Origin of the sequence: Candidatus Poriferisodalis sp. (assembly GCF_965204125.1) — a bacterium.
GTDB lineage: Bacteria > Actinomycetota > Acidimicrobiia > Acidimicrobiales > Poriferisodalaceae > Poriferisodalis.
In genome coordinates this window covers 2551637-2576056 of the sequence record NZ_OZ241968.1, presented here as the reverse complement: position 1 = coordinate 2576056, position 24420 = coordinate 2551637, and the positions used below count along the sequence as shown (strand labels likewise).

The 24420-nt window shown below is 68.4% G+C and carries 28 protein-coding genes; 6 read left to right on the top strand and 22 right to left on the bottom strand.

What is annotated here, in order from left to right:
• Window positions 1-34 precede the first annotated feature (34 nt).
• The 5 genes from pheS to infC all read right to left on the bottom strand — a co-directional run bounded on the left by pheS (window position 35) and on the right by infC (window position 3329).
• Window positions 35-1087: a phenylalanine--tRNA ligase subunit alpha gene (pheS, locus tag ACOGXD_RS11985; RefSeq protein WP_419917399.1), complete on the bottom strand. Its 1053-nt coding sequence runs from the start codon at window positions 1085-1087 to the stop codon at window positions 35-37.
• A gap of 106 nt (window positions 1088-1193) precedes the next feature.
• The gene (locus ACOGXD_RS11980; RefSeq protein WP_419915274.1) at window positions 1194-1928 is read right to left on the bottom strand and encodes a TrmH family RNA methyltransferase; all 735 of its coding nucleotides are present in this window, start codon (window positions 1926-1928) and stop codon (window positions 1194-1196) included.
• Between the two features lie 101 nt (window positions 1929-2029).
• Window positions 2030-2398, bottom strand: coding sequence for a 50S ribosomal protein L20 (rplT, locus tag ACOGXD_RS11975; protein ID WP_419915273.1), 369 nt, complete (start codon window positions 2396-2398; stop codon window positions 2030-2032).
• Window positions 2399-2462: 64 nt separating this feature from the next.
• A complete protein-coding gene (gene rpmI, locus ACOGXD_RS11970) occupies window positions 2463-2657 on the bottom strand; it encodes a 50S ribosomal protein L35 (RefSeq protein WP_323673642.1) in 195 nt (64 codons plus the stop codon).
• Between the two features lie 171 nt (window positions 2658-2828).
• On the bottom strand, window positions 2829-3329 hold the full coding sequence (gene infC / locus ACOGXD_RS11965) for a translation initiation factor IF-3 (RefSeq protein WP_419915272.1): 501 nt from the start codon (window positions 3327-3329) through the stop codon (window positions 2829-2831).
• Window positions 3330-3574: 245 nt separating this feature from the next.
• Here infC and ACOGXD_RS11960 point away from each other — a divergent pair, with 245 nt between their 5' ends.
• Both ACOGXD_RS11960 and hisG read left to right on the top strand, forming a co-directional pair.
• Window positions 3575-4078 carry a hypothetical protein gene (locus ACOGXD_RS11960; RefSeq protein ID WP_419915271.1) on the top strand — a complete coding sequence of 168 codons (504 nt, stop codon included), beginning with the start codon at window positions 3575-3577 and terminating at the stop codon, window positions 4076-4078.
• 105 nt (window positions 4079-4183) lie between these two features.
• A complete protein-coding gene (gene hisG, locus ACOGXD_RS11955) occupies window positions 4184-5059 on the top strand; it encodes an ATP phosphoribosyltransferase (protein WP_419915270.1) in 876 nt (291 codons plus the stop codon).
• Here hisG and ACOGXD_RS11950 read toward each other — a convergent pair.
• The 4 genes from ACOGXD_RS11950 to ACOGXD_RS11935 all read right to left on the bottom strand — a co-directional run bounded on the left by ACOGXD_RS11950 (window position 5056) and on the right by ACOGXD_RS11935 (window position 8702).
• Window positions 5056-6354 carry a bifunctional 3,4-dihydroxy-2-butanone-4-phosphate synthase/GTP cyclohydrolase II gene (locus ACOGXD_RS11950; RefSeq protein ID WP_419915269.1) on the bottom strand — a complete coding sequence of 433 codons (1299 nt, stop codon included), beginning with the start codon at window positions 6352-6354 and terminating at the stop codon, window positions 5056-5058. The two genes, hisG and ACOGXD_RS11950, sit on opposite strands and share 4 nt — an antisense overlap.
• A complete protein-coding gene (locus ACOGXD_RS11945) occupies window positions 6347-6967 on the bottom strand; it encodes a riboflavin synthase (protein WP_419915268.1) in 621 nt (206 codons plus the stop codon). Before ACOGXD_RS11945 ends, ACOGXD_RS11950 begins: the two co-directional genes overlap by 8 nt.
• Before the next feature lie 86 nt (window positions 6968-7053).
• Window positions 7054-8172: a bifunctional diaminohydroxyphosphoribosylaminopyrimidine deaminase/5-amino-6-(5-phosphoribosylamino)uracil reductase RibD gene (gene ribD, locus ACOGXD_RS11940; RefSeq protein ID WP_419915267.1), complete on the bottom strand. Its 1119-nt coding sequence runs from the start codon at window positions 8170-8172 to the stop codon at window positions 7054-7056.
• A complete protein-coding gene (locus ACOGXD_RS11935; protein WP_419915266.1) occupies window positions 8172-8702 on the bottom strand; it encodes a MogA/MoaB family molybdenum cofactor biosynthesis protein in 531 nt (176 codons plus the stop codon). The genes ribD and ACOGXD_RS11935 overlap by 1 nt, the downstream gene beginning before the upstream one ends.
• Window positions 8703-8804: 102 nt before the next feature.
• Between ACOGXD_RS11935 and ACOGXD_RS11930 the strand changes: the two genes are divergently transcribed.
• Both ACOGXD_RS11930 and ACOGXD_RS11925 read left to right on the top strand, forming a co-directional pair.
• On the top strand, window positions 8805-9968 hold the full coding sequence (locus ACOGXD_RS11930; RefSeq protein ID WP_419915265.1) for an amidohydrolase family protein: 1164 nt from the start codon (window positions 8805-8807) through the stop codon (window positions 9966-9968).
• Window positions 9969-9999: 31 nt separating this feature from the next.
• Window positions 10000-10416: a hypothetical protein gene (locus ACOGXD_RS11925; protein WP_419915264.1), complete on the top strand. Its 417-nt coding sequence runs from the start codon at window positions 10000-10002 to the stop codon at window positions 10414-10416.
• A 24-nt stretch (window positions 10417-10440) separates the two neighbouring features.
• On the opposite strand, the gene ACOGXD_RS11920 is transcribed toward ACOGXD_RS11925, so the two are convergent.
• Window positions 10441-11670 carry a CaiB/BaiF CoA transferase family protein gene (locus ACOGXD_RS11920; RefSeq protein ID WP_419915263.1) on the bottom strand — a complete coding sequence of 410 codons (1230 nt, stop codon included), beginning with the start codon at window positions 11668-11670 and terminating at the stop codon, window positions 10441-10443.
• 137 nt (window positions 11671-11807) lie between these two features.
• Between ACOGXD_RS11920 and ACOGXD_RS11915 the strand changes: the two genes are divergently transcribed.
• Entirely contained in the window at window positions 11808-12668 is an 861-nt protein-coding gene (locus tag ACOGXD_RS11915; RefSeq protein ID WP_419915262.1) for a crotonase/enoyl-CoA hydratase family protein, read from the top strand.
• A gap of 111 nt (window positions 12669-12779) precedes the next feature.
• A complete protein-coding gene (locus ACOGXD_RS11910; protein ID WP_419915261.1) occupies window positions 12780-13547 on the top strand; it encodes an N-acyl homoserine lactonase family protein in 768 nt (255 codons plus the stop codon).
• A gap of 9 nt (window positions 13548-13556) precedes the next feature.
• On the opposite strand, the gene ACOGXD_RS11905 is transcribed toward ACOGXD_RS11910, so the two are convergent.
• From ACOGXD_RS11905 to ACOGXD_RS11850, 12 genes are all read right to left on the bottom strand, one after another.
• On the bottom strand, window positions 13557-14570 hold the full coding sequence (locus tag ACOGXD_RS11905; protein ID WP_419915260.1) for an amidohydrolase family protein: 1014 nt from the start codon (window positions 14568-14570) through the stop codon (window positions 13557-13559).
• Between the two features lie 33 nt (window positions 14571-14603).
• Window positions 14604-15176, bottom strand: a complete 573-nt coding sequence (locus ACOGXD_RS11900) for a YfcE family phosphodiesterase (protein ID WP_419915259.1) — start codon at window positions 15174-15176, stop codon at window positions 14604-14606.
• Between the two features lie 81 nt (window positions 15177-15257).
• Window positions 15258-16148 carry a methionyl-tRNA formyltransferase gene (locus tag ACOGXD_RS11895; protein ID WP_419915258.1) on the bottom strand — a complete coding sequence of 297 codons (891 nt, stop codon included), beginning with the start codon at window positions 16146-16148 and terminating at the stop codon, window positions 15258-15260.
• Window positions 16149-16222: 74 nt separating this feature from the next.
• Window positions 16223-16792, bottom strand: a complete 570-nt coding sequence (gene def, locus ACOGXD_RS11890) for a peptide deformylase (RefSeq protein ID WP_419915257.1) — start codon at window positions 16790-16792, stop codon at window positions 16223-16225.
• Window positions 16793-16830: 38 nt separating this feature from the next.
• The gene (locus ACOGXD_RS11885; RefSeq protein ID WP_419915256.1) at window positions 16831-18693 is read right to left on the bottom strand and encodes a hypothetical protein; all 1863 of its coding nucleotides are present in this window, start codon (window positions 18691-18693) and stop codon (window positions 16831-16833) included.
• 54 nt (window positions 18694-18747) lie between these two features.
• On the bottom strand, window positions 18748-19938 hold the full coding sequence (metK, locus tag ACOGXD_RS11880; RefSeq protein ID WP_419915255.1) for a methionine adenosyltransferase: 1191 nt from the start codon (window positions 19936-19938) through the stop codon (window positions 18748-18750).
• 121 nt (window positions 19939-20059) lie between these two features.
• On the bottom strand, window positions 20060-21340 hold the full coding sequence (gene coaBC / locus ACOGXD_RS11875) for a bifunctional phosphopantothenoylcysteine decarboxylase/phosphopantothenate--cysteine ligase CoaBC (protein WP_419915254.1): 1281 nt from the start codon (window positions 21338-21340) through the stop codon (window positions 20060-20062).
• A 12-nt stretch (window positions 21341-21352) separates the two neighbouring features.
• Window positions 21353-21691 (bottom strand): DNA-directed RNA polymerase subunit omega, encoded by a 339-nt coding sequence (gene rpoZ / locus ACOGXD_RS11870; RefSeq protein ID WP_419915253.1) that lies wholly within the window; start codon window positions 21689-21691, stop codon window positions 21353-21355.
• 13 nt (window positions 21692-21704) lie between these two features.
• Window positions 21705-22325, bottom strand: coding sequence for a guanylate kinase (locus ACOGXD_RS11865; protein ID WP_419915252.1), 621 nt, complete (start codon window positions 22323-22325; stop codon window positions 21705-21707).
• Between the two features lie 27 nt (window positions 22326-22352).
• Window positions 22353-22673 carry an integration host factor, actinobacterial type gene (gene mihF / locus ACOGXD_RS11860; protein ID WP_419915251.1) on the bottom strand — a complete coding sequence of 107 codons (321 nt, stop codon included), beginning with the start codon at window positions 22671-22673 and terminating at the stop codon, window positions 22353-22355.
• A 64-nt stretch (window positions 22674-22737) separates the two neighbouring features.
• The gene (pyrF, locus tag ACOGXD_RS11855) at window positions 22738-23382 is read right to left on the bottom strand and encodes an orotidine-5'-phosphate decarboxylase (RefSeq protein WP_419917398.1); all 645 of its coding nucleotides are present in this window, start codon (window positions 23380-23382) and stop codon (window positions 22738-22740) included.
• Window positions 23383-23480: 98 nt separating this feature from the next.
• Complete coding sequence (locus ACOGXD_RS11850) at window positions 23481-24407, bottom strand: dihydroorotate dehydrogenase (protein WP_419915250.1); 927 nt, start codon at window positions 24405-24407, stop codon at window positions 23481-23483.
• Between the last annotated feature and the right edge of the window lie 13 nt (window positions 24408-24420).

Here is a 24420-nt window from a genome sequence, read left to right as displayed (position 1 = left end):
GGTTGTCCCCCACGTCGAAGCAAACCTGCGGGCATCAGAACTGGCTGAGGAAGCGGATGTCGTTGGTGTACATGTCGCGCAGGTCGTCGATGCCGTGGCGCATGAGCGCCAAGCGGTCGATGCCGAATCCGAACGCGAAGCCCGTCCATTCCTCGAAATCGACGCCGCAGTTGGCGAGCACGTTGGGATGCACCATGCCGCAGCCGCCCAGCTCGATCCAGCCCGTGCGCTGGCAGGTCTGGCAGCCGGCGCCCTCGCAGATCACGCAGGTGATGTCGAACTCGGCGGACGGCTCGGTGAACGGGAAGTACGAGGGGCGCAGCCGCGACGAGATCGACTTGCCGAAGTAGGCCGACGTGAACTCTTCGAGCGTGCCCGAGAGATCAGCGAACGAGATGCCCCGGTCGACCACGAGACCTTCGATCTGGTGGAACACGGGCATGTGGCTGGCGTCGGCGGTGTCGCGCCGGAACACGCGGCCTGGGCAGATCGTGTAGATCGGCGGCGGCTGATCTTCCATCACCCGTATCTGCACCGGTGAGGTGTGCGTGCGCAGCACCACGTTGGATGCTTCACCGCCCTCTCCGTCGCCGAGTTCAGTGCGCTCGCCGAGGTCGAGGTAGAGCGTGTCCCACATGGAACGGGCGGGATGCGCGGCCGGCAGGTTGAGCGCCTCGAAGTTGTACCAGTCGGTCTCGGCTTGTGGCCCTTCGGAGACTGTGAAGCCCATGCCGACGAACACGTCCTCGAGGCGTTCGGTGGTCTGGGTCACCAGGTGCAGGTGGCCGCGCTCGGGTCCCGGCGGCGTCTCGGTGAGGTCCAGCCACTCGCGCTGCAGCTGTTCACGGCGTGCCGCAGCGGCCAGCTCATCGGCGGCCCCCGCGTGCGCCACGCGCAATGCCTGCTGGGCCTCGTTGAGCGCCCGCCCGACCGCGGCTCGCTGTTCGGGCGGCAGCGAGCCCAGGCCTTGCTTGATCTGCCCGAGCGCGGCTTTGCGTCCGAACAATCCTGTCTCAACCTGTGCCAGCTCATCGTTGGTCGAGGCGGCGGCGACCGCAGCCAGCCCCTGGCCGCGCGCAGCGTCGATGCTGGCAAGCAGCGCTTCAGGCGATACGTCGGCGGGAGAGCTGGCGGGGGTGTCGGTGGCCGGGCCGTTCACGGCAGGCAGGGTACGACGCAACAGGGCCGAATGGTCAGGAATATCCGGCCGCTTCTCTCATCGCATACATCAGCACAGCGGCGGCCACGGCAACGTTGAGCGAATCCACCGGGTGCTGCATGGGAATCGAGACAGCCACGTCGGTGCCCCCGATCGCCTCGGCAGAGGGCCCATGTGCCTCGTTGCCCACCACCAGCGCCATGCGTTCAGCGCTCGGCAGCCGGTCCGCACCGACGTCGCCGTCGGGCGTTGCTCGCACACGCACGTGGCCGGCGTCGGACAGCGCGCTGAGCACTTCGGCGGTCGAGTGCCCGCGGCACACGAGCGGCCCGAAGGTGAGCCCCGCTGCGCCGCGCAGCGCCTTCGGGCTCCACAGATCGGTCGTCCCATGCGTGGCGATGACCGCGCCGAACCCGGCAGCGACGGCGCTTCGCACGACGGCACCCGCATTGCCGGGGTCCCGTATCGCTTCGAGCACCACCACCCGTTCTGCTGTCGCCGCCTCGTCGAGAGCTGCATCGGCGAAGGGAACTATTGCGAGCACGCCTTGGGGATTCATGGCATCGGCGAGCGGGTCGAGCACGTCTGCGGGCACCGGATGGATCGCTCCGATCCGCTCCCGGTAGCCGGCACCCAACCGCAGAGCGTCGGGATGATCATCGGGAGCACCTTGCGGCGCGTAACGGCCGACGAGTTCGGGCCGGGCGAATACGGCTTCGAGCATTGCCCCGCTGGCCAACGCTCCGTCGACCGCCCGAGGCCCCTCCACGACAGCCAGACCAGAGGCATCTCGCTGGCGCCGGTCGCGCACCAGGCGCGACAGCCGCGACAGAGCGGCTTTTGACGGCGGCTGTGGGCCGGAATGTGCGCTCAGGCTGCTGCTTCGGTGAGTGCGGCCTCGGCGCGCTCGGCGATCGCAGTGAATGCTGCGGGATCGCTCACGGCCAAGTCCGCCAGGTTCTTGCGGTCGACCACGACGCCCGCAACATCCAGCCCATGGATGAGACGGCTGTAGGTGGTGCCGTTCTGGCGAGCAGCAGCATTGATGCGCTGGATCCACAGGCGCCGGAACTCGCCCTTGCGGGCCCTGCGGTCGCGGAACGCGTACTGCCCGCTGTGCATGACCTGCTCGTTGGCGGCCCGGAATGACCTGCTCTTGTTGCCGTAGTAGCCCTTCGCCTTGCCGAGCGTCGCCTTGCGACGGGTGCGGCTGGCTACGGATCGCTTGACTCGTGCCACGTTGATCTGTCCTCGCTTGTCTGCGGATTGTCTGGTCCGCGGGTGGTGTCTCGGTGGTTGCCGCTCAGCGGCCGAGCATCCGGTTGACGCGCTTGGCGTCGGCTGCCGACACTTCGCCTTCGAGTGCCAGCCGTCGCTTGCGCGCCGACGACTTCTTCTCCAGCAAGTGGTTCCGGTTGCGCTTGCGGCGCACGAGCTTGCCGGAGCCGGTCGTCTTGAAGCGCTTCTTGGCGCCGCTGTGAGTCTTCATCTTGGGCATGGTGCTGCTGCCTTGCTTGTGGTGGATCGATGTGAGTGGCCCGACACATCTGAGTTAGCCGGGCTGGTTGCGTGGCCTTGGGCGGCGCGGAGAACGCTCAGCCTCGCGGGCCGCTCGCGCCGCAGTGTCTCAGGGGCTCAGTCGCCGTGTCGCCGTATTGCTTGCTGTGCTTTAGTCGTTGGGCGGATCTGCGGCTTTGCGACGCTGACGTGAAACGCGGTCGGGACTCAGCAACATCGTCATGTTGCGTCCGTCGAGGCGGGGAAACTGGTCGACCTTGCCGACATCGGCAACCGCTTCGGCAACCCGTTCGAGGATCTGGCCGCCGAGTTCGGGATGGAAGACCTCGCGCCCCCGGAACATGACCGTCACCTTGACCTTGTGGCCGTCCTCGAGAAACTTGCAGACCTTGGACGTCTTGGTGCCGAAGTCGCCGGTGCCGATCTTGGGCCGGTACTTCATCTCCTTCAGCCCGGCGTGGGTCGCCTTGCGCCGCGATTCCTTCGCCCGCTGTGCCGCCTCGTACTTGTACTTGCCGTAATCCATGATCCGGCAGACCGGCGGGGCGGCGTTGGGCGCCACCTCGACGAGGTCCAAGTCCATGTTGCGGGCGATCTGCAGCGCTTCGGGAACCGACTTGATGCCGATCTGCTCGCCGTCGGGTGCGACCAAGCGGACCTCGCGGACCCTGATGTCCTCGTTGATCCGGGCGTCACCGTCACTTGCGCGTGCTATGGCCGTACTCGCTTGTCCAAAGGACGCTCCTCGTCCACGCGGCATCCTGTGCGAGCCCGGTACCAGAACGCGCCCTGGGGCGGTCCGGTGGGGGTCAGACCCCGCTTGTTCCTGTTGTAGGGGCCGTAGGGTAACAGCGCTGGGGAAAGCCAGCACAGCCACACGAGCGGGGAAGTTTGCCGATGAGCACGTTGTGGACACCCGAGGGTGAGCATCGGGTACCTCGCGAGAGCGCCGACAAGCCACCGAGCGGGCCACCGCCCGCGGCCGACGAAGGAGGCGTATACGGCACAGCCGACGAAGGAGAGGGCGGCGCCTTCGCCGGCGAACTCGACATCGACCCCGAGACCGGGCTCCCGATCGATCCGCGCACCGGCGAGCCGTTCGATCCCGAAGAGCTGGCCGCAATGCAGGAGCAACTGCGCGAGGCCCAGGAACAGCTCGTCTCGGTGCCCGCGGCCGAGATCGTGCAGAACCACATGATGGGGCTGTTCGAGCTGGCGGCATTGCATCTGCGGCGTGACCCTCCCGACCTTGCTGAGGCACGTCTCCCGATCGACGCCTTGGGCCTGCTGGTCGACAACCTCGCCGACCAGCTGCCGGCCGGCGACACGCTGCAAGGTGCGCTGCAGCAGATTCGCCTCGCCTACGTCGAGATCCACAAGCGCCAGACAGCAGCCGAATAGACGAGGCGCCTGAAGCAACGCGGCCTCGGGGCTCGGGCACGTCGCCGTCCGGCGCGAGAAAAATCAGCAGGGCGCAGTGCAGCGCTGCGGGTACCGTTACCGCCCGTGCTCAAGCTCGTGCTCCCCAAGGGCTCGCTCGAAGCGGCGACCCTGCAGCTCTTTGAAGATGCGGACCTGCCGGTGCGGCGGGGCTCGGCGGTGGACTACCGCGCCAGCATCGACGACCCGCGCATTGACGACGTGCGCATCCTGCGACCCCAGGAGATCCCGTCCTATGTCGCTGACGGGCTGTTCGACCTGGGCATCGCCGGGCGCGACTGGATCGAGGAGACGAACAGCGACGTGGTATCGCTCGGCGAGCTGCGTTACTCCAAGGCCACCTCACGGCCGGTGCGCATCGTGGTGGCGGTGCCCGACGACAGCAAGTTCGGGGCGCTCAGCGACCTGCCGAACGGGGTGCGGGTGTCGAGCGAGTACCCCGAGCTCACCCGGCGGTTCTTCGCTGAGCGCGGCGTGGACGCGGACGTGCGGCTGAGCTACGGCGCCACCGAAGCGAAGGCGCCCGAGATCGTGGACGCCGTGGTCGATCTCACCGAGACCGGCCGGGCCCTGCACGCTGCGGGCCTGCGGATCATCGACGAGATCCTCACGAGTTACACCGAGATCTTCACCAACCGGGCTGCCTACGACGACCCGGACAAGCGGCGAGCGATGACACAGATCAAGACGCTGCTCGACGGAGTGCTGGATGCACGGGGCAAGGTGCTGGTCAAGCTGAACGTCGGCCGTGAGCACCTCGACGCCGTGGTGGATGTGCTGCCGTCGATGAAGGCGCCGACGGTGAACGAGCTGTGGGGCGGCGAGGCTTACGCCGTCGAAACGGTGGCTCCGAAGCAGACGATCAATGTGCTCATCCCCGAACTGATCGAACGCGGTGCAACCGACATCGTCGAGATGCCGATCTCCAAGATCGTCCCCTAGTCGGCGAGCGGGGCCGCCTCGTCGAGATCGGCTTCGGATGCGGCCGCGCCGTCGGCCTCGTCTTCCATGAGGTGACCCAGGCGCATCTTCTTGGTGCGCAGGTAGGCACGGTTGAAGGGATTCGCATTCGACGACGTCGGCACTCGCTCGACTACCTCCAGCCCGTAGCCAGACAGACCGCCGATCTTGTTGGGGTTGTTGGTCATCAGCCGCATCCGCTGCACGCCGAGCTCCGCCAGGATCTGCGCCCCGATGCCGTATTCCCGGCTGTCGACCGGCAAGCCCAGTTCCAGGTTGGCGTCGACCGTGTCGCGGCCGCGATCCTGCAGCGAGTACGCAGCGATCTTGTGGCCGATGCCGATGCCGCGGCCTTCGTGGCCGCGCAGGTAGACGAGCACGCCAGCACCTGCTTCGGCGATGGCTTCGAGGGCACCGTGCAACTGCGAGCCGCAGTCGCAGCGCATCGACGCCAATATGTCGCCGGTCAGGCATTCGCTGTGCACTCGCACCAGCACAGGCTCTGAGCCCATCACAGATCCGTACGTCAGCGCCAGGTGCTCGGTGTCGTCGAAGTCGCGGAAGACGTGTCCGGTGAACTCGCCGTAGATGGTGGGGATGCGGGCTTGGGAGATCGGATCGACCAGGCGTTCGTTGACCCGCCGGTAACGGATGAGGTCGGCGATGGAGATGAGCAGCAGGTTGTGCTGCTCGCAGAATTCGATCAGGTCGGGCACCCGGGCCATGGTCCCGTCGTCGTTGACCACCTCGCAGAGCACGCCCGCGGGATGGCAGCCAGCCAGCCGGGCCAGGTCGACGGCCGCCTCGGTATGGCCCGCGCGCTTGAGCACACCGCCGGGCCGGTAGCGCAACGGCAGCACGTGGCCGGGACGGTTGAAGTCGTTCGCGCTCGACTTGGGGTCTGCCAGCAGGTTGAGCGTGAGTGAGCGGTCCGCCGCCGAGATCCCGGTCGTGGTGCCCTCGGCGGCATCCACCGTGACCGTGTAGGCCGTGCGCATGGACTCGGTGTTGACCGTCACCATGAGCGGCAGCGCCAGTTCGTCGAGGCGCTCCCCCATCAGGGGGGCGCAGATGACACCAGACGTATAGCGCACGAAGAACGCCATCGTCTCGGGTGTGGCGTGCTCGGCCGCCATGATGAGGTCGCCCTCGTTCTCGCGGTCTTCGTCGTCGACCACCACCACGATCTCGCCGCGCCCGATGGCGTCCACCGCATCTGGGATCGCGGCGAACGGCGAGGCAGCCGGCGCGACGTCGGCCGCGAGGCGGTCAGTCATGCCGGACTCGCTGGTTGTCGGTCACTGCACCATTCTGCCCCAGCAGACGCTCGACGTAACGGGCCAGTACGTCGGCTTCGAGATTGACCGGGTCGCCAGGCTGCACGGTGCCCATGGTGGTCATCGCCATGGTGTGCGGGATGAGCGCCACCGAGAACTCGCAGCCGCCGGCGTCGTCGTCGGTGATGTCGAAGCAAGTGAGGCTGACGCCGTCGAGCGTGACGGAGCCCTTCTCGACGATGTAGCGGCGCAAGCCGCCCTCGGGCGGCACCGCCGCGCGCAAGTCGGGGCCCGGCCGCACGATCGTGGCCACACCGTCCACGTGCCCCTGCACGAGGTGCCCGCCGAGACGGTCTGCATAGCGCATGGAGCGCTCAAGGTTGACGGGGTCGCCGGGCTGCAGCGACCCCAGCGCCGTGCGGCGCGCCGTCTCGGCGCTGACGTCGGCTTCCCACCAGCCGTCGCCCAGGGTCACGACGGTCAAGCAGCAGCCGTTCACGGAGATCGAATCGTCGATCGCGGCGTCGCTCAGCACGATCGCGGCAGCGAACCGGTAACGCTCGCCGTCCCTGCCGGCGAAGCTTCCGAGTTCCTCGACGAGTCCGGTGTACATCGGGTGTCCTTTCGCCAACGGGCGCTAGGAGCGCGGATTGCCGCCGACGGTACCGGCGGAGTCGGCCGGAACGAGGTTGGAGCTCATCATCCGGGCAGCACGGTGATGCGCACGTCGGGTCCGATGCTGCGCATGTCGACGATCTGGCCGCGCCAGAACTCGGCGATCGTCGGCGCTCCTGGACCCGCCAGCATCGGCAGCGAGTCGTCGCCGCCGGCAATCGCCGGCGCCAGGTAGACGACGTATTCGTCGACGAAGCCCTCTCGGTGCAGTTCTCCCGCGACATTGGCGCCGCCCTCCACCAGCAGCTCGACGACGCCGTCGTCGGTCAGGCGAGGCACCACCGACCGCAACGATCCGCTGACCTCCATGCACGGCTGCACCTTGGCTTCCGCCGGCGCCATGCCGAGCACGAAGCGGCGCGGATCGAGCCGGTCTGCAGCCGCGCGGGTCAGCGGCAGATCGTCCGGCTCGTCGCCTGCCTCACGCATGTCCAGCAGGGGGCGGCGGGGATCGGAGGGCGGAAGCTCACGAACGGTGAGCGACGGGTCATCGGCACGCACGGTGCCTGCGCCCACCAGCACGGCATCGCAGCGTGCGCGCAGTGCGTGAGCGTCGGCACGCGCCTCCGGCGAGGTGATCCACTGCGAAGTGCTGTCGGGCGCGCCGGTGCGGCCGTCGAGCGTGGCGGCGAGCTTCAGCACAACCCACGGACGACCCGATTGGCGCTGGTGCAGGTACGGGCGCAACGACGAGTCGACAAACTCGGCGGCAACGCCCGCCGAGACCTTGATGCCCGCGGCCCGCAGGGCCTCGACTCCGCTGCCGGACACGTTGGGGTCGGGATCGGTGACGCCGATGACAACTCGGCCGACTCCCGCGGCGATGATCGCCTCGATGCACGGCGCCGTGCGTCCGGTGTGCGAGCAGGGCTCCAGCGTGGTGTACAGGGTCGCTCCGGCCGGATCAACACCGGCGCGGCGAGCGGCGTCGAGGGCCACGATCTCGGCGTGACGCCCGGGCGGCGGCTCAGTGGCACCCTCAAATGCGGTGCCGTCGGCACTGGCTAGCACCGCGCCCACCCAGGGGTTCGGCGCTGTGGTGCCACGCACACTTTCCCCCAGCTGCGTGGCACGGTGCATGTGGGCGAGGTCGGCAGCGGAGTCCACCGATTCGCCGCCTGCAGACAGGTTCTCGGCGGGCATCAGTGCAGCCGTTCGCCCGCCAGCAGGGCCAGAGCGTGGGGCAGCACGTCGGCCACGGCCTCGAAGCACTCCACGCAACCCTTGGTGGATCCGGGCGTGTTCAGCACGATCGCGCGGCCGATGATGCCTGCGACACCTCGAGACAGCCTGCCCAGCGGGTTCGCCAGTCGCATGGCCTCGGCCAGGCCGGGTGCTTCGCGCTCGATCACGGCGCGGGTGCCCTCGGGTGTGAGATCTCGCTCCGTGAAGCCGGTGCCGCCGGTCGACACGATCAGCCCCTCGAAGCCGGCTGACATCTCTGCCAGCGCCTCAGAGACAGTGTCGACGCCGTCGGCGACCACGCGACGTTCGACAACCTCGTATCCGGCGGCGGTGAGTGCTGCTGCCAACGCTTCGCCGCTGCGGTCCTCGCGGGTGCCGGCGATCACGCCGTCGGAGACCGTCAGTACCTTGGCCGCGAGCGGATGCTCGCGGTCTGCGGTGTGCGCCTGGTCGTGCTGATGCCGGTGCGCCCCGTGATCGGTGGCCATCGCGGCAGGCTACCGACGGCCATTTGAGCGCGACGCTGACAATGGACAGAGGCAGCCTCGCCATCCGGCGATTCCCGACGGCATCCTCACTAGCCTGCGCCTATGGCCTACGCGAGCGACCGGACCTATCTCGATGCCGACAGCCATCTCATGGAGCTGCCGGACTTCCTGCAGTCACATGCTGAGGGGGACATGGCGGACCGCCTCCCGCAGATCGAATTCTCCAGCGCGGGCGAATCGGTGAACAACTTCGAGGCGGCGGGCGGCAGCCGTTCTCACTCGCCTGAGGCGGTGGCTGATCTCGTGGCCCTGGGCGATGACCTGATCCGGGGACCGAAGGGGTACCAGGCGCTGGGGGCGTTCAACGCGGCCGAGCGCACGACGGCGCTCGACTTGCTGGGCTTCGACCGGCAGTTCGTGTTCGCCACCTTCAGCGCCGGTGTGGTGTTCGACCCCAAGCTCGACCTCGATGTGCGCTACGGGGCAGCCCGTGCGCATAACCGGGGCATGGCCGAGTTCTGCGCCGACGACGACCGCATGATCGGCGTGGCGTTGCTGCCGCTCGACGATCCGCAGATGGCGATCGACGAGATGTCGTTCGCGCTCGAAGCCGGGCTCGGCGCCATGTGGGTGCCTCACCGGCCAGCCGGGGGTCGCTCGCCAGGTCACGACGACCTCGACCCGGCCTGGGCGCAGATGGCCGAGGCCGGAGTGCCGTTCCTGCTGCATGTGGGCGGGAACCCGCTGCAGATCGCGCCGGAGTGGATGAACACCGGCCGCCCGACCCCGACCGACTGGCTCGGCGGCGGCGAGAACGTCCGCGGCAAGGACATGGTTGCGCTGCACCATGCGGCCGAGACGTTCGTGGGCGTGATGGTGCTCGACGGCGTGCTGAGCCGGCATCCGAACCTGCGGGGCGGGGTGGTCGAGCTCGGCGCCGCCTGGGTGCCCCAGATGCTGCGCCGGCTGGACGTGACTGTCGAGACCTGGAAGCGCTCCGAACCCGAGCTGGCCGCGTTCAGCGAGCGGCCTTCGGAGCAGATCACCCGGCAGATGGCCTTCACGCCCTATCCCATCGAGGACGTCGGCGCCATGATCCGCGAATCCAACGAGCACCTGTACATGTTCTCGAGCGACTACCCCCACATCGAGGGGGGTCGGAACCCGCTGGGCCGCTTCAACGCCTCGTTGGAAGGCTTCGAGGGCGACGTGCTCGACCGCTTCTTCGCCGACAACATGGCGGAGCTGATCGGCGAACGATCCTGAGCATCTCAATCGAGAGCAGCGAGGCCACCTGATGAATGAAGTCCGTGAAGTCATGTTCGACGTCGACACCCTCCGTGTCGTGCTGCACGTGCTGGCGGTGACGGTGTGGATCGGCGGCCAGATCGTGGTCGGCGCAGTCGTGCCCGTGGTGGGGCGGGCGTTCCCGGGCTCGGGCAAGGTTGCGGCGAAGGCCTTCTCACGGGTGGCGTGGCCTGCGTTCGGCATCGCAGTCGTGACCGGCCTGTGGGGCATGCTGGCCATTCCCAGCGAGGAGACGAGCACGGGCTGGTCGATGCTGCTCGGCATCAAGATGCTGCTCGTGCTCATCTCCGGCATCGGCGCGCTGGTGCATCAGAACGCCGGCGACAACGCGGCCAAGCGGGGTGCAGCAGCCGGCGTGTCGTTGCTGTGCGGCCTCGCCGCGCTCGTGATGGGCGTGATGCTCTAGCACTAGCCCAGCAACGGGCGTGAGCTACCAGACGGCGTCGGCGATCTTGAGCTCGAGGATCTGCTCGTCGTCGTAGCCCAGCTCGGCCAGGATCTCGTCGGTGTGCTCGCCGTAATCGGCGGTGCCGCCGCGCATGCCGCGGAACTCGTCGACATCGAACATCGCCGGCGGGCCGATGAAGCCGTCGTCGAAGGTCACGAGGTACTCGTTGGCCAGGATGTCTTCGTTGCTGGCGACGTCTTCGACGCGATTCACCGGCGACACCCATGCACCGGAGCCCCGGATGGCCCGCCACCAGCGGTCCGTTGTGTCGGTTCGCATGTGTTCGGCGAACAACGGGGTGAATTCGTCACGGTTGGCCACCAGGTCCTCGAAGGTGGCGAATCGGGGGTCGTCCAGCCACGATTCGATGCCGACAGCGCGGGCCAGTCCTTGCCAGTGCGCATCCTGCAGGGCGGCAATCGCGATCCAGCCGTCAGCGGTCTCGTACACCGTGAAGAGCGGGTTCCAGGCACCCGAAACGTCAAAGCGGTCCATGCGCTGCCCGACATTCGTGGCAACGCCCACGGCTTGACTGGTGAGCCACAGCAGCGCCTGCGTTTGCGACGTGCCGACAACGCAGCCTCGGCCCGTGCGCGCACGCTTGATCAGGCCGGCCATGACGCCCGAGGCCATGTTGGTGCCGGTCAGAATGTCGCTCAGCGCACCCGGCGGGTATGTCGGCCGATCCGATTCGGAGATTGCGTCCATGAACCCGGCGTGAGCCATGCCGACCGTGTCCTGGCACATGTCTTCGGCCAGTTCGCCTCGCATCCCGAACCCGCCGCCCCGGCAGTACACCAGGCGGGGGTTGATCTCGAGCAGCGTGTCGGGGTCGGCCCCGAAGCGGGCGAGACCATCGGCTCGCATATTCGAGATGAAGGCATCGGCCTGGCCGATCAGGCGCTCAAAGACTGGGCGTCCCGCCTCCGAAGCGACGTCGAGCACCAAGGACCGCTTGTTGCGGTTGACCGAGCCGTAGAGCCACTCCTGGCCCCGCTCGTCGAAGGTCACCCCGAACAGGCTCGTGAAGTTGCGCATGTAGTCGGCCTGGCCGACCTGCTCGATCTTGATGACGTCGGCGCCGAGGGAGGCCAGAGTGAGCCCGCTCGTGGGCCCTTGCACATACATGGTCATCTCGACGACGCGGATGCCGGCGAGCGGCGCCTCTGCAGCGTTCTCGTCGATGTGCGGGTGCTCTGGCTCGGCAGGCATCGCGGGTGACAGTAGCGCCGGGCTCGCAGCCGCCACGAGGCCAGCCCCATGCCAGCCCGTCCGGCGAGGCCGCCATTGCGCTTGACTATGGCGGACTGTCTCGCGAGCGGACAGTCCTACGACGAGGGGAAAGCGCGATGAGCGAGTCCGAGTACACCTGCTTCGACGTGGAGGTGCGCGATCACGTCGCTCACTTGGTCTTGAAGCGACCCGAGAAGGCCAACTCGATGATCCTGGAGTTCTGGAAGGAACTGCCCGAGATCACCGAGGAGATCACCTCTGGGTCCGACGCCAGGGTCGTCGTGCTGTCGGCGATCGGCAGGCACTTCAGCTCGGGCATGGACCTCTCCGTGTTCGGCGACTTCGGTGACCCGACCAGCGGCGTGGGCGGCGGGCAGAGCAGCCGGACACGTGCGCAGATCCGCAACACAGCACTGCGCGCGCAGCAGACCTTCAATGCCCTCGAGCAGAGCCGGCTGCCGGTCATCGCGGCCATCCAGGGCGCATGCGTCGGCGGCGGTGTCGACATGGTGTCGGCCTGCGACCTTCGCTACGCCACACAGGACGCGTTCTTCACGATCCAGGAGATCAACATCGGCATGACCGCCGATGTGGGAACGCTGCAGCGCATGCCCAAGCTGGTGCCTGAGGGCGTGGTGCGCGAACTGGCCTTTACCGGCCGTCGTATGGATGCTGAAGAGGCGCTCGACCGCGGCTTTGTGAACGCCGTCTACCACGACCACGACTCGATGATGGAAGCGGTCGGCGACATTGCGGCACAGATTGCCGCGAAGAGCCCGATGGCGATCTGGGGCACCAAGCAGTCGATGAACTTCAGCCGCGATCACTCGGTCGCCGACGGGCTGGAGTACATCGCAACGTGGAACGCGGCGATGTTCGACACCGACGACATGGGCGAGGCCTTCCGGGCCCAGATGGAGCGCCGTGATCCCGACTTCCCCGATCACCGCCCCATGGGCAAGGGCTTCGGCGCCTGACAAGGCGCGCAGGAGATACGGCGCCTGACAAGGCGCGCAGGAGATACGGCGCCTGACAAGGCGCGCAGGAGATACGGCGCCTGACAAGGCGCGACGGAGGTACTGAGCCTGATGAGCCTCTCACTCGTCCCGCTGGAGTGCGGCTGGCTGTCGACGCCGACTGCGTCGGTGATCAAGGACGCGCCCGGCAACGTGCGGCTGCCGATCCCGAGCTGGCTGGTGCGCCACCCCAACGGCCAGACGCTGGTGTTCGACACCGGCATGCACCCCCAGGTGCAGGAAGGCGTGGGTGCGCGGTATCCGCTGCTGGCGAAGTCGTTCACGGCGGACTACTCCGCTGGCGACGAAGTCTCGGCCCGGCTGGAAAGCGTCGATGTGGATCCGGCCGAGCTGACATTTGTCATCTTCAGCCACCTGCATTTCGATCACTGCGGCGGCACCGAGCTGCTGCCCAATGCGCGGGTGATCTGCCAGCGGGCCGAGTGGGAGTCGGGGCATCACCCCAAGCTCATCGAGTACGAGGTGTACAAGCCCGAGGATTTCGATCTCGGGCACGATCTCTTGCTCATCGAAGGCGAGCACGACGTGTTCGGTGACGGCTCGGTCACCTGCATTCCCACACCGGGGCACACCGCAGGCCACCAGTCGCTGCGGGTGGAGCTCGACAGCGGCCCGGTGGTGCTGACCGGCGACTGCGTCTACTGGGAGGACGTGCTCGACCGGATGCTGCTGCCGCCGTTCGGCTACGACCACGACATGCAGCTTGAGTCGATGCGCCACCTCAAGTCATTGCGCGACGACCATGGTTGCCACCTGCTGTACGGGCACGACGAGACCCAGTGGGCCACGCTGCCCCACGAGGGGATCGGCCTGACGTAGCTGGCTGGCCTAGGCGGGCGGGTCGACTCGGTAGAAGCGGCGCGCCGTGCCGGCGAACAGGTCGGCACGCTCGGCGGCGGTGTAGCCGGCTTCGTCGCAGATGCGCTGGAAGGCGTTGAACAGCACGGTGTACGAGCAGCCCTGCTTGTCGACCGGGAAGTTGCTCTCGAACATGCAGCGGTCGGGGCCGAAGGTCTCGATGCAGTGGCGGATGTCGTCGCTCCAGGTTGCTGCGACGTGCTCCGACGACGGCGCCTGCGGCAGCCGCTTGAAACCCACGCCGTAGATGCTCATGCCGATCCCGCCTACCTTGACGGTGACCTGCGGGTGGCGGGCAAGCGCTTCGAGCGCCGGGCGCACCACGGCACGCACCTCGTCTCGGCGGTCGGTATAGGGGCCGATGCCCAGCGGACCGCCGAGGTGGTCGAGCACGACGGGCGTGTCGGGCACCGCATGCGCAAGATCGACCAGCTCGCTGACCTGCGTATGGAACATCCAGCCGTCGAAGCTGAAGCCCATGCGGCCCAGCGTCGCGTAGCCCGCCCGGAAGTCCGCATCGGCGAGCAGCTCGGGCGGCGGCTTGGTGTGGCTCTCGCGGATCTGATCGCTGCCGTCCCAGGCATTGGCGTGGCGGATGCCACGGAAGAGCCCTTCACCGGCTTCGTCGTGCGCCGCCAGCACCTCCTCCACGGCATTGCCCAGGGTCAGGTCGGCAAAGCTGACAATGGCTGAGATCGTTGCGCCGTCGGCCTCGGCAGAGATCGCCGCCTGCTCGCGCACGAACTCCGTCTCGCCCACCGGGCGCATGTGCTCAGGCCCGCTCGTGTAGTAGCCGGCAGCGCACTCCACGAACACGGTCTGGGTGACGTTGTGCCCGGCTCCCGTGTCTTCGTGAAGTTCCGGCACCAGGTACGTGCCAGCAGGAAAGTCCCACAGATGGTGATGCGGATCGACGATCTCCTCGTCGGCGTCGATCGGCTGCTCAACGGTGGCTGCCAGCCATGCGTCCTTGTCGTCAGCCACTGCTGCTCCCCCTTCGTCCAGACTCGCCGCAGACTAGACGTAGTCCCAGGACTCGGTGGGTTCGAGGCCGTCGGGGGTGAGCTGCCACAGCGACGGTGTGGCGACCCCGTCTTCGATGTCGAGATAGCCGACGGTGCCGAGCTGGGCGCTGAGATTGCGTGGAAACGTGGGCGATCCGGGGTTGACGCAAAGCACGCCCGACAGGGTGTCGATGCGATGCACATGCGTATCGCCGTACACGCACACGTCGAGCCGCTCATCGGCACCGAAGTGCCGCTCAACCGCATCAGCCACTGAGTAGAAGGACAGTTCGGGGACCGGAAGGTGGTGGGTGAGGCCAACCCGCACGCCGCCGAAGGTGTGCGCCCAGGCATTGGCCAGCAGGGGATGGTCGGGCTGCACGTCTCGTCCCGATGAGCCGTCGTCGCCGTTGCCGCGGGCCGCCCAGGTGGGAGCGATCTCGTTGAGCCGGTCGACCACCGAGATGTCGTAGATGTCGCCCGCATGCAGGATGGCGTCGCAGCCCTCCATGGCTGCGTAGGCCTCGGGCCACAGCTCGGGCGCCGCCTCAGGAATGTGCGTGTCCGAGATCAGCCCGATGCGCATCCGACCACGCTACGAGACTGACCGGCGACGCGACTGGCCGGCGAGAAGACTGATTGGCCGGACTGCCAATCGGGCCCGTGGTCAGCCGAAGCGGGTGCCGGACGGCAGGCGCGCTCCGCGCAGCCAATCTTGGGCATCGATCGCAACCCGGCCGGCGGGCTGCACGACGGCCAGGCGGATCATGCCGTCTCTTGTCGCCACGGAGTCGTCGCGCAGGGTTCCGGGTGGATCGTCGGGCCCGTCCGCAAGCGGGCTCGCCTCGCGGACTATGAAGCGCTCGCCATCGAGCGCGGTCCACGCACCGCCGACCCGGATCTGCCGGTCGATGAGGGCCGTCGGCTGGGACCAGTCGATCTGACGGTCGGCGGGGGTCAGCTTACGGGCGTAGGTCGGCTCGCCTGATTGCGATTGGGGTGTGCCAAGGCCCCCAGCCAGCGATTCCGCGAGGCGCTGTGCGCCATCGTGCGCGAGGCGCTGGCGAAGTTCTGCTGCTGTGTCAGAGGGGCCGACTGGCACTTCGTGGCGCCAGTAAACGGGTCCCGTGTCGAGCGTCGCTTCCAGCGCCATGAGGGACACGCCCGTGCGGTCATCGCCCGCCAGCAACGCCCGCTCGACTGGGGCGGCACCCCGCCAGCGCGGCAGCAGCGAGAAGTGCAGGTTGAGCATGGGTGTGACTGCCAGAAGGTCCTCGCCGATGAGCTGCCCGTAGGCCACCACGACCGCACAGTCGGCGCCGCAGGCAGCGAGATCGGCCGGATCGTGGCTGACCGGCAGGCTCAGCCCTTCGGCGGCAGCGGCGACCGGGCTCGGGGTGTCGCTGCCGCGGCGACTGCGCCGACGTGGTGCGCCGGTCACCACGACAGGAATCTCGAAGCCACCTTCAGCGAGCGCCTGCAATGCCGGAACAGCGTCATCCGGGGTGCCCGCGAAGGCGATCCGGCGTGGCCGTGCTGGTGAGAACGGCAACGTCATGGAGTCTCACTACAACCCGTCAGCTGGCTATTCGAAGTCATCATCACCGGCACTGCCATCGCCGGCTCGAATCCTCAGCCGTCCGAATCGCTGCGACCCACGAGCGGCACGGGGCCGCTTTCGGCCGGTCCGTTGGTGCCGGATTGCAGCTGCGCGAGCTGGACTCGCCAGTCTCGCAGCGCATCCTTGCGCTCGGCCTTTTCGAGATGGTCGACGAGCAGGACGCCATCGAGATGATCGAGTTCGTGTTGGAACAGGCGCGCCAGCAGCTCATCGGCCTCGATGCTGACCTCGTCGCCGTCGAGGTCGCGTCCGACGATGTGCACCTCTTTCGGGCGGACGATGTCAAAGGTCAGACCGGGCACCGACAGACATCCCTCGGTATAGGTCCACTCGCCGTCGCTCTCGACGATCTCGGGGTTGATGAGCGTCTGGGGGCCGTCGCCCTCGTAGAGGTCGAAGATGAACAGACGACGCTGGATGCCCACCTGGGGAGCGGCAAGCCCGATGCCCTCGGCCTCGTACATGGCAGGCAGCATGTCGTCGACCATGCGCGCCACGCGGCCGTCGATGTCGGTGATCTCGGCGGCGCGCTGGCGCAGCACGGGATCGCCCATCAGCCGGATCTCGAACGTGCCTCCCATGGATTTCGGAGGCTACCGGCGCGCCCGCGCGCGGCCCGTCAGGCTCGCAGCGGATCGACGGCCACCCGCAGCCTGCCGGACGGCCGCTCGGCGGCTGCCAGCGCATCCAGCAGCACGCTCTGGTTGTCGCTGCGGATGCGCCATGTTCCGTCAGCGGGTCCCGCGATGTCGAGCGCCTCGGCGTGCAGGCCGGCGGACAGGGTCTCGACGTAGCCCGGGGCCGCCGCTCCCGATACGAGCGCCCACGCCGCAGCGGGCGGCTGACGCATCGCCGAACGACGCTCGACCTCGGCACGCAGCCAATCGCTGGGATCGGCCTCGGCTGCCGCCGCCAGGACCGGATGATCAGGCAGCCGCGTCTGCACCAGGATGCTGCCGCTGCCCGAACGCGGGCCCACCAAGCGTGCCGCACGCACGAGCAGTGCGAAGGCCTCTTCCGCGGCCCGGTAGCGGGGCGCCGTGAGTTCCTGGTCGAAGTCGACAAACGCAACTGCGTCTGCCGACGGCACCCGGTGCAGCACCGCCTCGGTACCGATGAAGAGCGCTGGCCGCATCGCCTGTGGTCGCGGCAGACGGCGACGGGACGATGCTCCGGCGCCAGCGTCAGCAGCAGCGGGGCCGGTGCTGGCGCCGGTTGCATCTGGCGATGCACCGCCGACTACCTGGGTGACGGGGCGGCGAGCCAGGCGCTCCATCTCCTCGGCGACGCCCTTCACCCCGACCCGAGCACGCCGGAACTTCGTCGCTCCGCAGAACTCGCACACCGCGGGGCGGACGTCGCCGCTGTCGGGGTCGGTGAACTGCTGCTTCTCCAGCCGCAGGGCACGGCCGCTCGTGCGCGAGCGCGCCAGCTCGCCGCACGAAGCGCAGTAGGCGAGACGCGCCCGACCAGTGCGATTCAGCACGCACACCACGGTGTCGTCGCTGCGCAGCAACTCGGCGAGGGCTTCACCGCACCACTCCCCCGTCGCCGGGTCGTCCTGGCGCCGGTCCGCAATCTGCAGCCGGGGCCACGCCTCTCGCTCATCGGCCTTCGCGGCAGTGATGACCGATGACACGGATGACAGTGCGTCCGGCGAGGGCATCGGCCCTGCCAGCAAGCAACGGGCGCCGTCGCGGCGGGCCCGCTCGACCGCCACGTCACGGGCATTCCATGTGGGCGCCGCCTCGGATTGATACGCCTCGTCATGCTCGTCGAGCACGACGACGGCGTCGAGCCGACCGCACGGGGCCCATGCCCCGGCGCGGGTCCCCACGACCGCATGCGCCGAGGCTGCCCCGGCCCAGTCTCGCGGAGCGAATGCAGTCGGTACGCCTGCCTGACGCAGCCTGCCCACCAGCCGGGCCGCCCACGCCGCGGTGGGCACGAGCACGAGCGCGCGACCGCCGCGCAGCGCCTCGACCACGAGCGGCCATTCGTCGGCGCACGGGCCGAGACGAACGACGGTCGGCAGCCCGTCGCTGCCGGCCGACGGGACTGCAGCACCGAAAGCAGCTCGGGCCCATTCGGGAATGTCGGCCGACTCGCGGGCGAGGGCGTTTGGCAGGCTCGCAGAACGGGCGACCGGCAGACCGCCGACCACTCGATCCGGGCTCGCCGTGCGGAGGAAGTGGGCTCGGGTGCCGGCCCAACGCCATGCGGCCCATCTGGCCAGCTCGACCACATGCGGCGGCGGCCCAACGCCGACGACGCTGCTGATTGACGCCAGTTCCCGGCCGCTGGGCACGGGCGCGTCCAGCTCGGTGACCCAGCCGCGCAGGCGCCGGCGGTTGAGCACCACTCGCACGATCGTGCCGACGGTCACGGGCACACGTCCGGAGGCCAGCTCCGGCGGCAGCAGGTAGGTGAACTCGCGGTCGATGGCCGGCTCATCGACCAGCACCTGCATCGCCCGCTGCATCGTTGCAGTCTGCCCCGCCCGGCCTTGTGGCCGGTGTGGTCGCGCCAGGCGGCCTTAGAGGCCCAAGGCGGACTTGAGATCGTCGACGCGGTTGAGCTGCTCCCAGGGGAAGGTGTCGCCGTTGGGCACGCGGCCGAAGTGCCCGTAGGCCGCCGTCGCCTTGTAGATGGGACGCCGAAGATCGAGTTCGGCCACGAGCGCCGCGGGCCGGAGGTCGAACACTTCGGCCACCGCCGCCGATATGGCCTCCGGATCGACGTGGGCAGTGCCGAACGTCTCCACCAGCACCGAGACCGGGTCGGCACGCCCGATGGCATACGCCACTTGCATCTCGCAACGGTCCGCTGCTCCGGCAGCCACGATGTTCTTCGCGACCCAGCGTGCGCCGTACGCCGCCGACCGGTCGACCTTTGACGGGTCCTTGCCGCTGAAAGCGCCGCCCCCGTGACGGGCATAGCCGCCGTAGGTGTCGACGATGATCTTGCGCCCGGTCAAGCCGGCATCAGCGACCGGGCCGCCGCTGACGAAGCTGCCCGAGGGGTTCACCAGCAACTCGAAATCGTGGTCGGCGAACTGCTCGGGAAGCGTGGGGCAGATGACGTGCTCGAGAAGATCGGGGCGCATCATGGCTTCGATCTCGATCCCCTCGCGGTGCTGGGCCGAGACGACGACTGTGCGGAGCGCAACCGGCTCGCCGTCGCGGTACTCGAAGCTCACCTGGGTCTTGCCGTCGGGGCGCAGGTAGGGGATGCAGCCCGATCGGCGTGCTTCGGTGAGCTGCTCGGCCATGCGATGAGCCACATGGATCGGCAGGGGCATGTAGGCATCGGTTTCGCGGCAGGCGTAGCCGAACATCATGCCCTGGTCGCCGGCGCCCTGATCAGGAATGTTGTCTTCGTGCGCGGCCGCGTCGCTGCTGCCGAAGACGCCCTTGGTGATCTCCGGGGATTGCTCGTCCAGAGCGATCATCACGCCACAGGTGTTGCCGTCGAACCCGAGTTCGCCGTGGTCGTACCCGATCCCGGTGATCGTGTTGCGCACTACTCGCGGGATGTCCACGTAGGCCTCGGTGGACACCTCGCCCGCCACGACGACCAGGCCGGTCGTGACCAGCGTCTCGACCGCCACCCTGGCATGGTGATCCTCGGCGATCAGCGAGTCCAGGATGGCGTCGGAGATCTGGTCGGCCATCTTGTCCGGATGGCCCTCGGTCACCGATTCTGAGGTGAAGGTCCACTGGTTCACCGTGGCTCCCCATTCGGTCGTGATTGCCGATCGTGATTGGCCCATCGTGCAGGCCCGCCGCAACTGCCGATTGCAGTAGCGCGGCAAGGCTAGACGGACCGAGACGAAACCCTGCAGCCAGTCAGCGGCGAAGTTCGACGACGGTGTCGAGCACCGCGTCGGCGACCTCACGCTTGGAGCAGATCGGCAGCGGCCGCACGGTGCCGTCGGCCAGGAGGATGGTCACGATGTTGGTGTCGTGAGCGAATCCCGCACCGGCCGCCGAGACGTCGTTGGCCACCATGACGTCGAGGTTCTTGCGAGCCAGCTTCTGAGCGGCATTGTCGAGCACGTCAGCGGTCTCGGCTGCGAAACCGACCAGCACCTGGCCCGGGGGCTTGGCCGCCCCGAGACCGGCGAGGATGTCGTGGGTGTGCTCGAGCACGATGACCGGGGCTTCGGCGCTCCCGGCGGGGCTGCCCTTCTTGATCTTCTGCGCAGCGACGTCGGCAGGCCGGAAGTCGGCCACTGCCGCCGCCATGATGATCACATCGGCACCTGCATGTGCCGCCACAGCGGCGTCCATCTCGGCGGCTGACTCGACGCGCACTTCCCGAACACCCTCGGGCGGTTCCAGCGCAGCGCTGGTGACCAAGGTCACTTCTGCACCGCGGTCCCGGGCGGCGGTGGCGATGGCGTAGCCCTGCTTGCCCGATGAGCGGTTGCCAATGAAACGAACCGGGTCGATGGCCTCCCGGGTGCCTCCGGCGCTCACGGTAACGCTGACGCCGGCGAAGTCGCGGCGCGGCGGCGGTGACTGCCGGGCAGGGTCTGGTTCGGGCAGCTCAGCGAGCACCTCGGCCACGGCGGCGAAGATCGTGGCCGGCTCGGCAAGGCGGCCCGTGCCGATGTCGCCGCCGGCGAGCCGACCGGCCTCGGGCACCACCATGTGCACCCCCCGGCCGGTCAGCACCTCGACGTTGTGCTGCACGGCGGCGTGCTCCCACATCTCGGTGTGCATGGCGGGGCAGACCACAACCGGTGCCCGCGTGGCGAGCAGCGTGGCGGTGAGCAAGCCGTCGGAGATGCCCGCGGCATAGCTGCCGATGACGCGCGCCGTCGCAGGCGCCACGACCACCACGTCGGCCGTCTGGCCCAGCGTGGTGTGCGGGATCGGGTCGTCCTCGCCGAAGATCGACGTCTGCACACGCTCGCTGGCGAGGGCATCGAAGGTGGCGCGGCCTACGAAACGCTGCGCTGCAGCGGTCATCACCGGGACCACGTGCGCGCCGGCGTCCATCATCAGCCGGCACAGGATCACTGCTTTGTACGCAGCGATGCCGCCGCTGACACCGAGTACCACACGGCGCCCGGCGAACGGCGACTTCTCAGCAGTCTCGGCTTGATCGGCAGAGTCCGTCACTGCCGCGAAAGGTTAAGCGTCGAGATCGGGAACCACTTCGAGCATGGCTGCGTCAGCCTCCGCCGCCGCGAGCGCTTCGGCCTCCAGCCGTGCTCGCTCCTCGGGGTCGAACCGCTCGAACGTGATCTTGTCGGCGTCGATCTCCTCGAATGCGATCGACAAGGGCTTGCGGGCAACCGAGGCAACCTGCGGGGGCACAACTGAGCCGATGCCACCGTCGAGCTGGTTGTAGTACGAGTTGATCTGCCGCGAGCGCATGGCAGCGAGGCTCACCAGCGTGAACTTCGAGTCGACCTTGGAGAGCAGGTCTTCGAGCCCTGGGGTGATCATGGTGTCGGTTGACTCAGTCATCGCGACACGCAGGCTACCGGCGGGACCGGGTGCGCTCCACGAACGCCGCGATCTCCGACACCGTGCTCGATATGTCTCGGTTCACGACGATCAGATCAGCCATCCGGTAGCCGACAGGCAGCTCCTCGTCGGCCTTGGCGAGCCGGCGTGCCACGTCTGCATCGGGGTCGCCCCGGCGGCGCATGCGTCGTTCCTGTTCGGCACGGCTCGGCGGCAGCACCATGATCACCAGGGCGGCAGGATCACGGTTGCGCACCGACACGGCGCCCTGAACGTCGATTTCGAGCACCAGATCCCGGTCGAGGTCGGGCGGCGGCATCGGGGTGCCGTAGCGGTACTCGAAGAAGTCGGCCCATTCCAAGAACCCGCCTGCTGAGATCCGGGCATCGAACTCCTCGGCCGTGACGAAGGTGTAGGCCTCGGCCGGCTCCCCGACGCGGCGAGGGCGGGTCGTCCAGGATCGGCTCAGCAACAGCGTGGGGTCTTGCGCCACCAGCTCAGCCACGATCGTGCCCTTGCCGGCCCCGCCCGGCCCGCACACCACGTACAGCGTGACGCCCCAAGGCGCACTGTCGCCCGGTGCGCGCCCAAGCGCGCCATGACTCGCAGCGCCGCTGGGCGCCGGGTCGGTCATGCGACTGTCTTCACGCGCCTCAGAGGCTCAGCCCTGTGCGAAATGCTCGCTCAAACGGCGCCGCTGCGTCTCGCCGAGACCTCGCAGCCGCCGGTTGTCGGCGATGCCAATCTCAGCCATCAGTCGGCGGGCCTTGACCTTGCCGAGACCGGGCATCGACTCCAAGGCAGCGAGTGCCTTGAGCTTGCCGACGTTCTCGACAGTGTCGGCTTCGGCCAGCAACTCGTCGAAGGTGAGCAGGCCCATCTTCAACCGATGCTTGACGTTTGCGCGGACCTCGCGGGCCTCCTTGGCCTTGGCCAGCGCCTCGGCACGCTGCTCGTCACTCAGTTCAGGCAGCGGACTCATTGTGGTGCAGTGTAGCTATGCGGCAGATAGGCCCTAGGGACACCGGGCTCGATGGCGGCGAGGCTTACGGCAAACCCAGGGCCGCAGCGACCTCGGCGACGATGGCGGCCGCTGCTGCGTCCGGATCGGGCGCAGCGGTGACCGCTCGGCCGATGACGAGCACGTCGGCGCCTGCCGCCAATGCCGACGCCGGGGTGGCGACGCGGCGTTGATCGGCCGACGGCGCCCCGGCAGGGCGTATGCCCGGGACCACCCGGAGCATCCCCGGCACGGTGCTGGTCACGACGGGAAGATCGGGCGCGGCGCACACCACGCCGCCGCATCCGGCTCGCTCGGCCAGCCGGGCGCGGTCCATCAGCACCTCCGGCGGGGCGTCGGCGTCTGAGGTGAGCACGGTGACGCCCAGTGCCATCGGCACTTCGGGACTCAAGTCCGCTTCGGCAGCGCCCTCACGCAGCCCGCGGACGCCTGCGGCCAGCATGTCAGGCCCGCCCTGGGTGTGCAGGGTGAGCAGCCAGACTCCCCGCTCGCCTGCGCAGCGAGCGGCGTGCTCCACCGTGTTCGGTATGTCGTGGAGCTTGAGGTCCAAGAACACGCGGCTGCCCGCCGACACGATGTCGCGGACCACCCCGGGACCCTCGGCGAGGAACAGCTCGAGACCGACCTTCATGACGCCGAACTCGGCCCCGAAGCGCTCCACCAGCGCCATGGCAGCGGCCCGGTCTGGCACATCGAGCGCGAGAGCCAAGCGATCACGCGCTGGGACTCGCCCGAGCACTGATGCCGTTGCAGTGGCTGTTGGCGGGTTCACATGATCTCCCGTGTGTCGGTTGCCGTCCGGTGGGCGCGCCCCTCGAGTGAGGCTGCCGAGCGGACACCGTGGCGCTCGCACCAGCGCCGCAGCTCGTTGAGCACGCTGCGAGGTGCCCTGGGGTCCCAGAACGAGGCAGTGCCGACCTGTACCGCACTGGCGCCGGCAGCCATGAGCTCCACTGCGTGCTCCCCTTTGGCCACCCCGCCGACTCCCACGATCGGCACGCCGCCGAGCGCCGCACGGACGTCGTAGATGGCCCGCACCGCAACCGGGCGGATGGCCGGACCCGACAGTCCCCCGCCGCCGTTGCCGAGCGTGGGCTGCGCCGTAGCTGGGTCAATCGACATTCCGAAGACGGTGTTGATGAGCGTGAGAGACTCGGCTCCCCCGCTCACGGCAGCTTCGGCGATCTCGACAAGGTCGGTGACGTTGGGCGTGAGCTTCGCCCATACCGGCACGCCCGCAGCAGTTGAAGCGCTGACGGCATCGGCCGTGGCCGACGGATCGCAGGCAAACATCTGGCCGCGGCCTTCGAGGTTCGGGCAGCTGACGTTCACCTCCAGCGCCGTCAGCCCGGCACCGGCCAGCGCCGCTGCTGCCGTGGCGTAGTCGGCGACCGTGCGGCCCCAGATGCTGGCCACCACCCGGGCGCCCGTGCGGGCCAGGCGCGGCAGCTCGTGATCCACCCATTCGGAGACTCCCGGGTTCTGCAGCCCTACCGCGTTGAGCATCCCCGCCGCGCTGCCCACCACCCTCGGTGCCGGGTTGCCGGCCCAGGCAAACGGCGAGAGCGATTTCGTCACGATCGCCCCGAGCGACGCCAAATCCATGTACGAGCCGAGCTCGGTGCTGTAGCCGGCAGTGCCGGATGCCGTCATGACCGGGTTGGGCAGCTCCACGCTGCCGACTCGCACTGCCATGTCGACGCCTCCG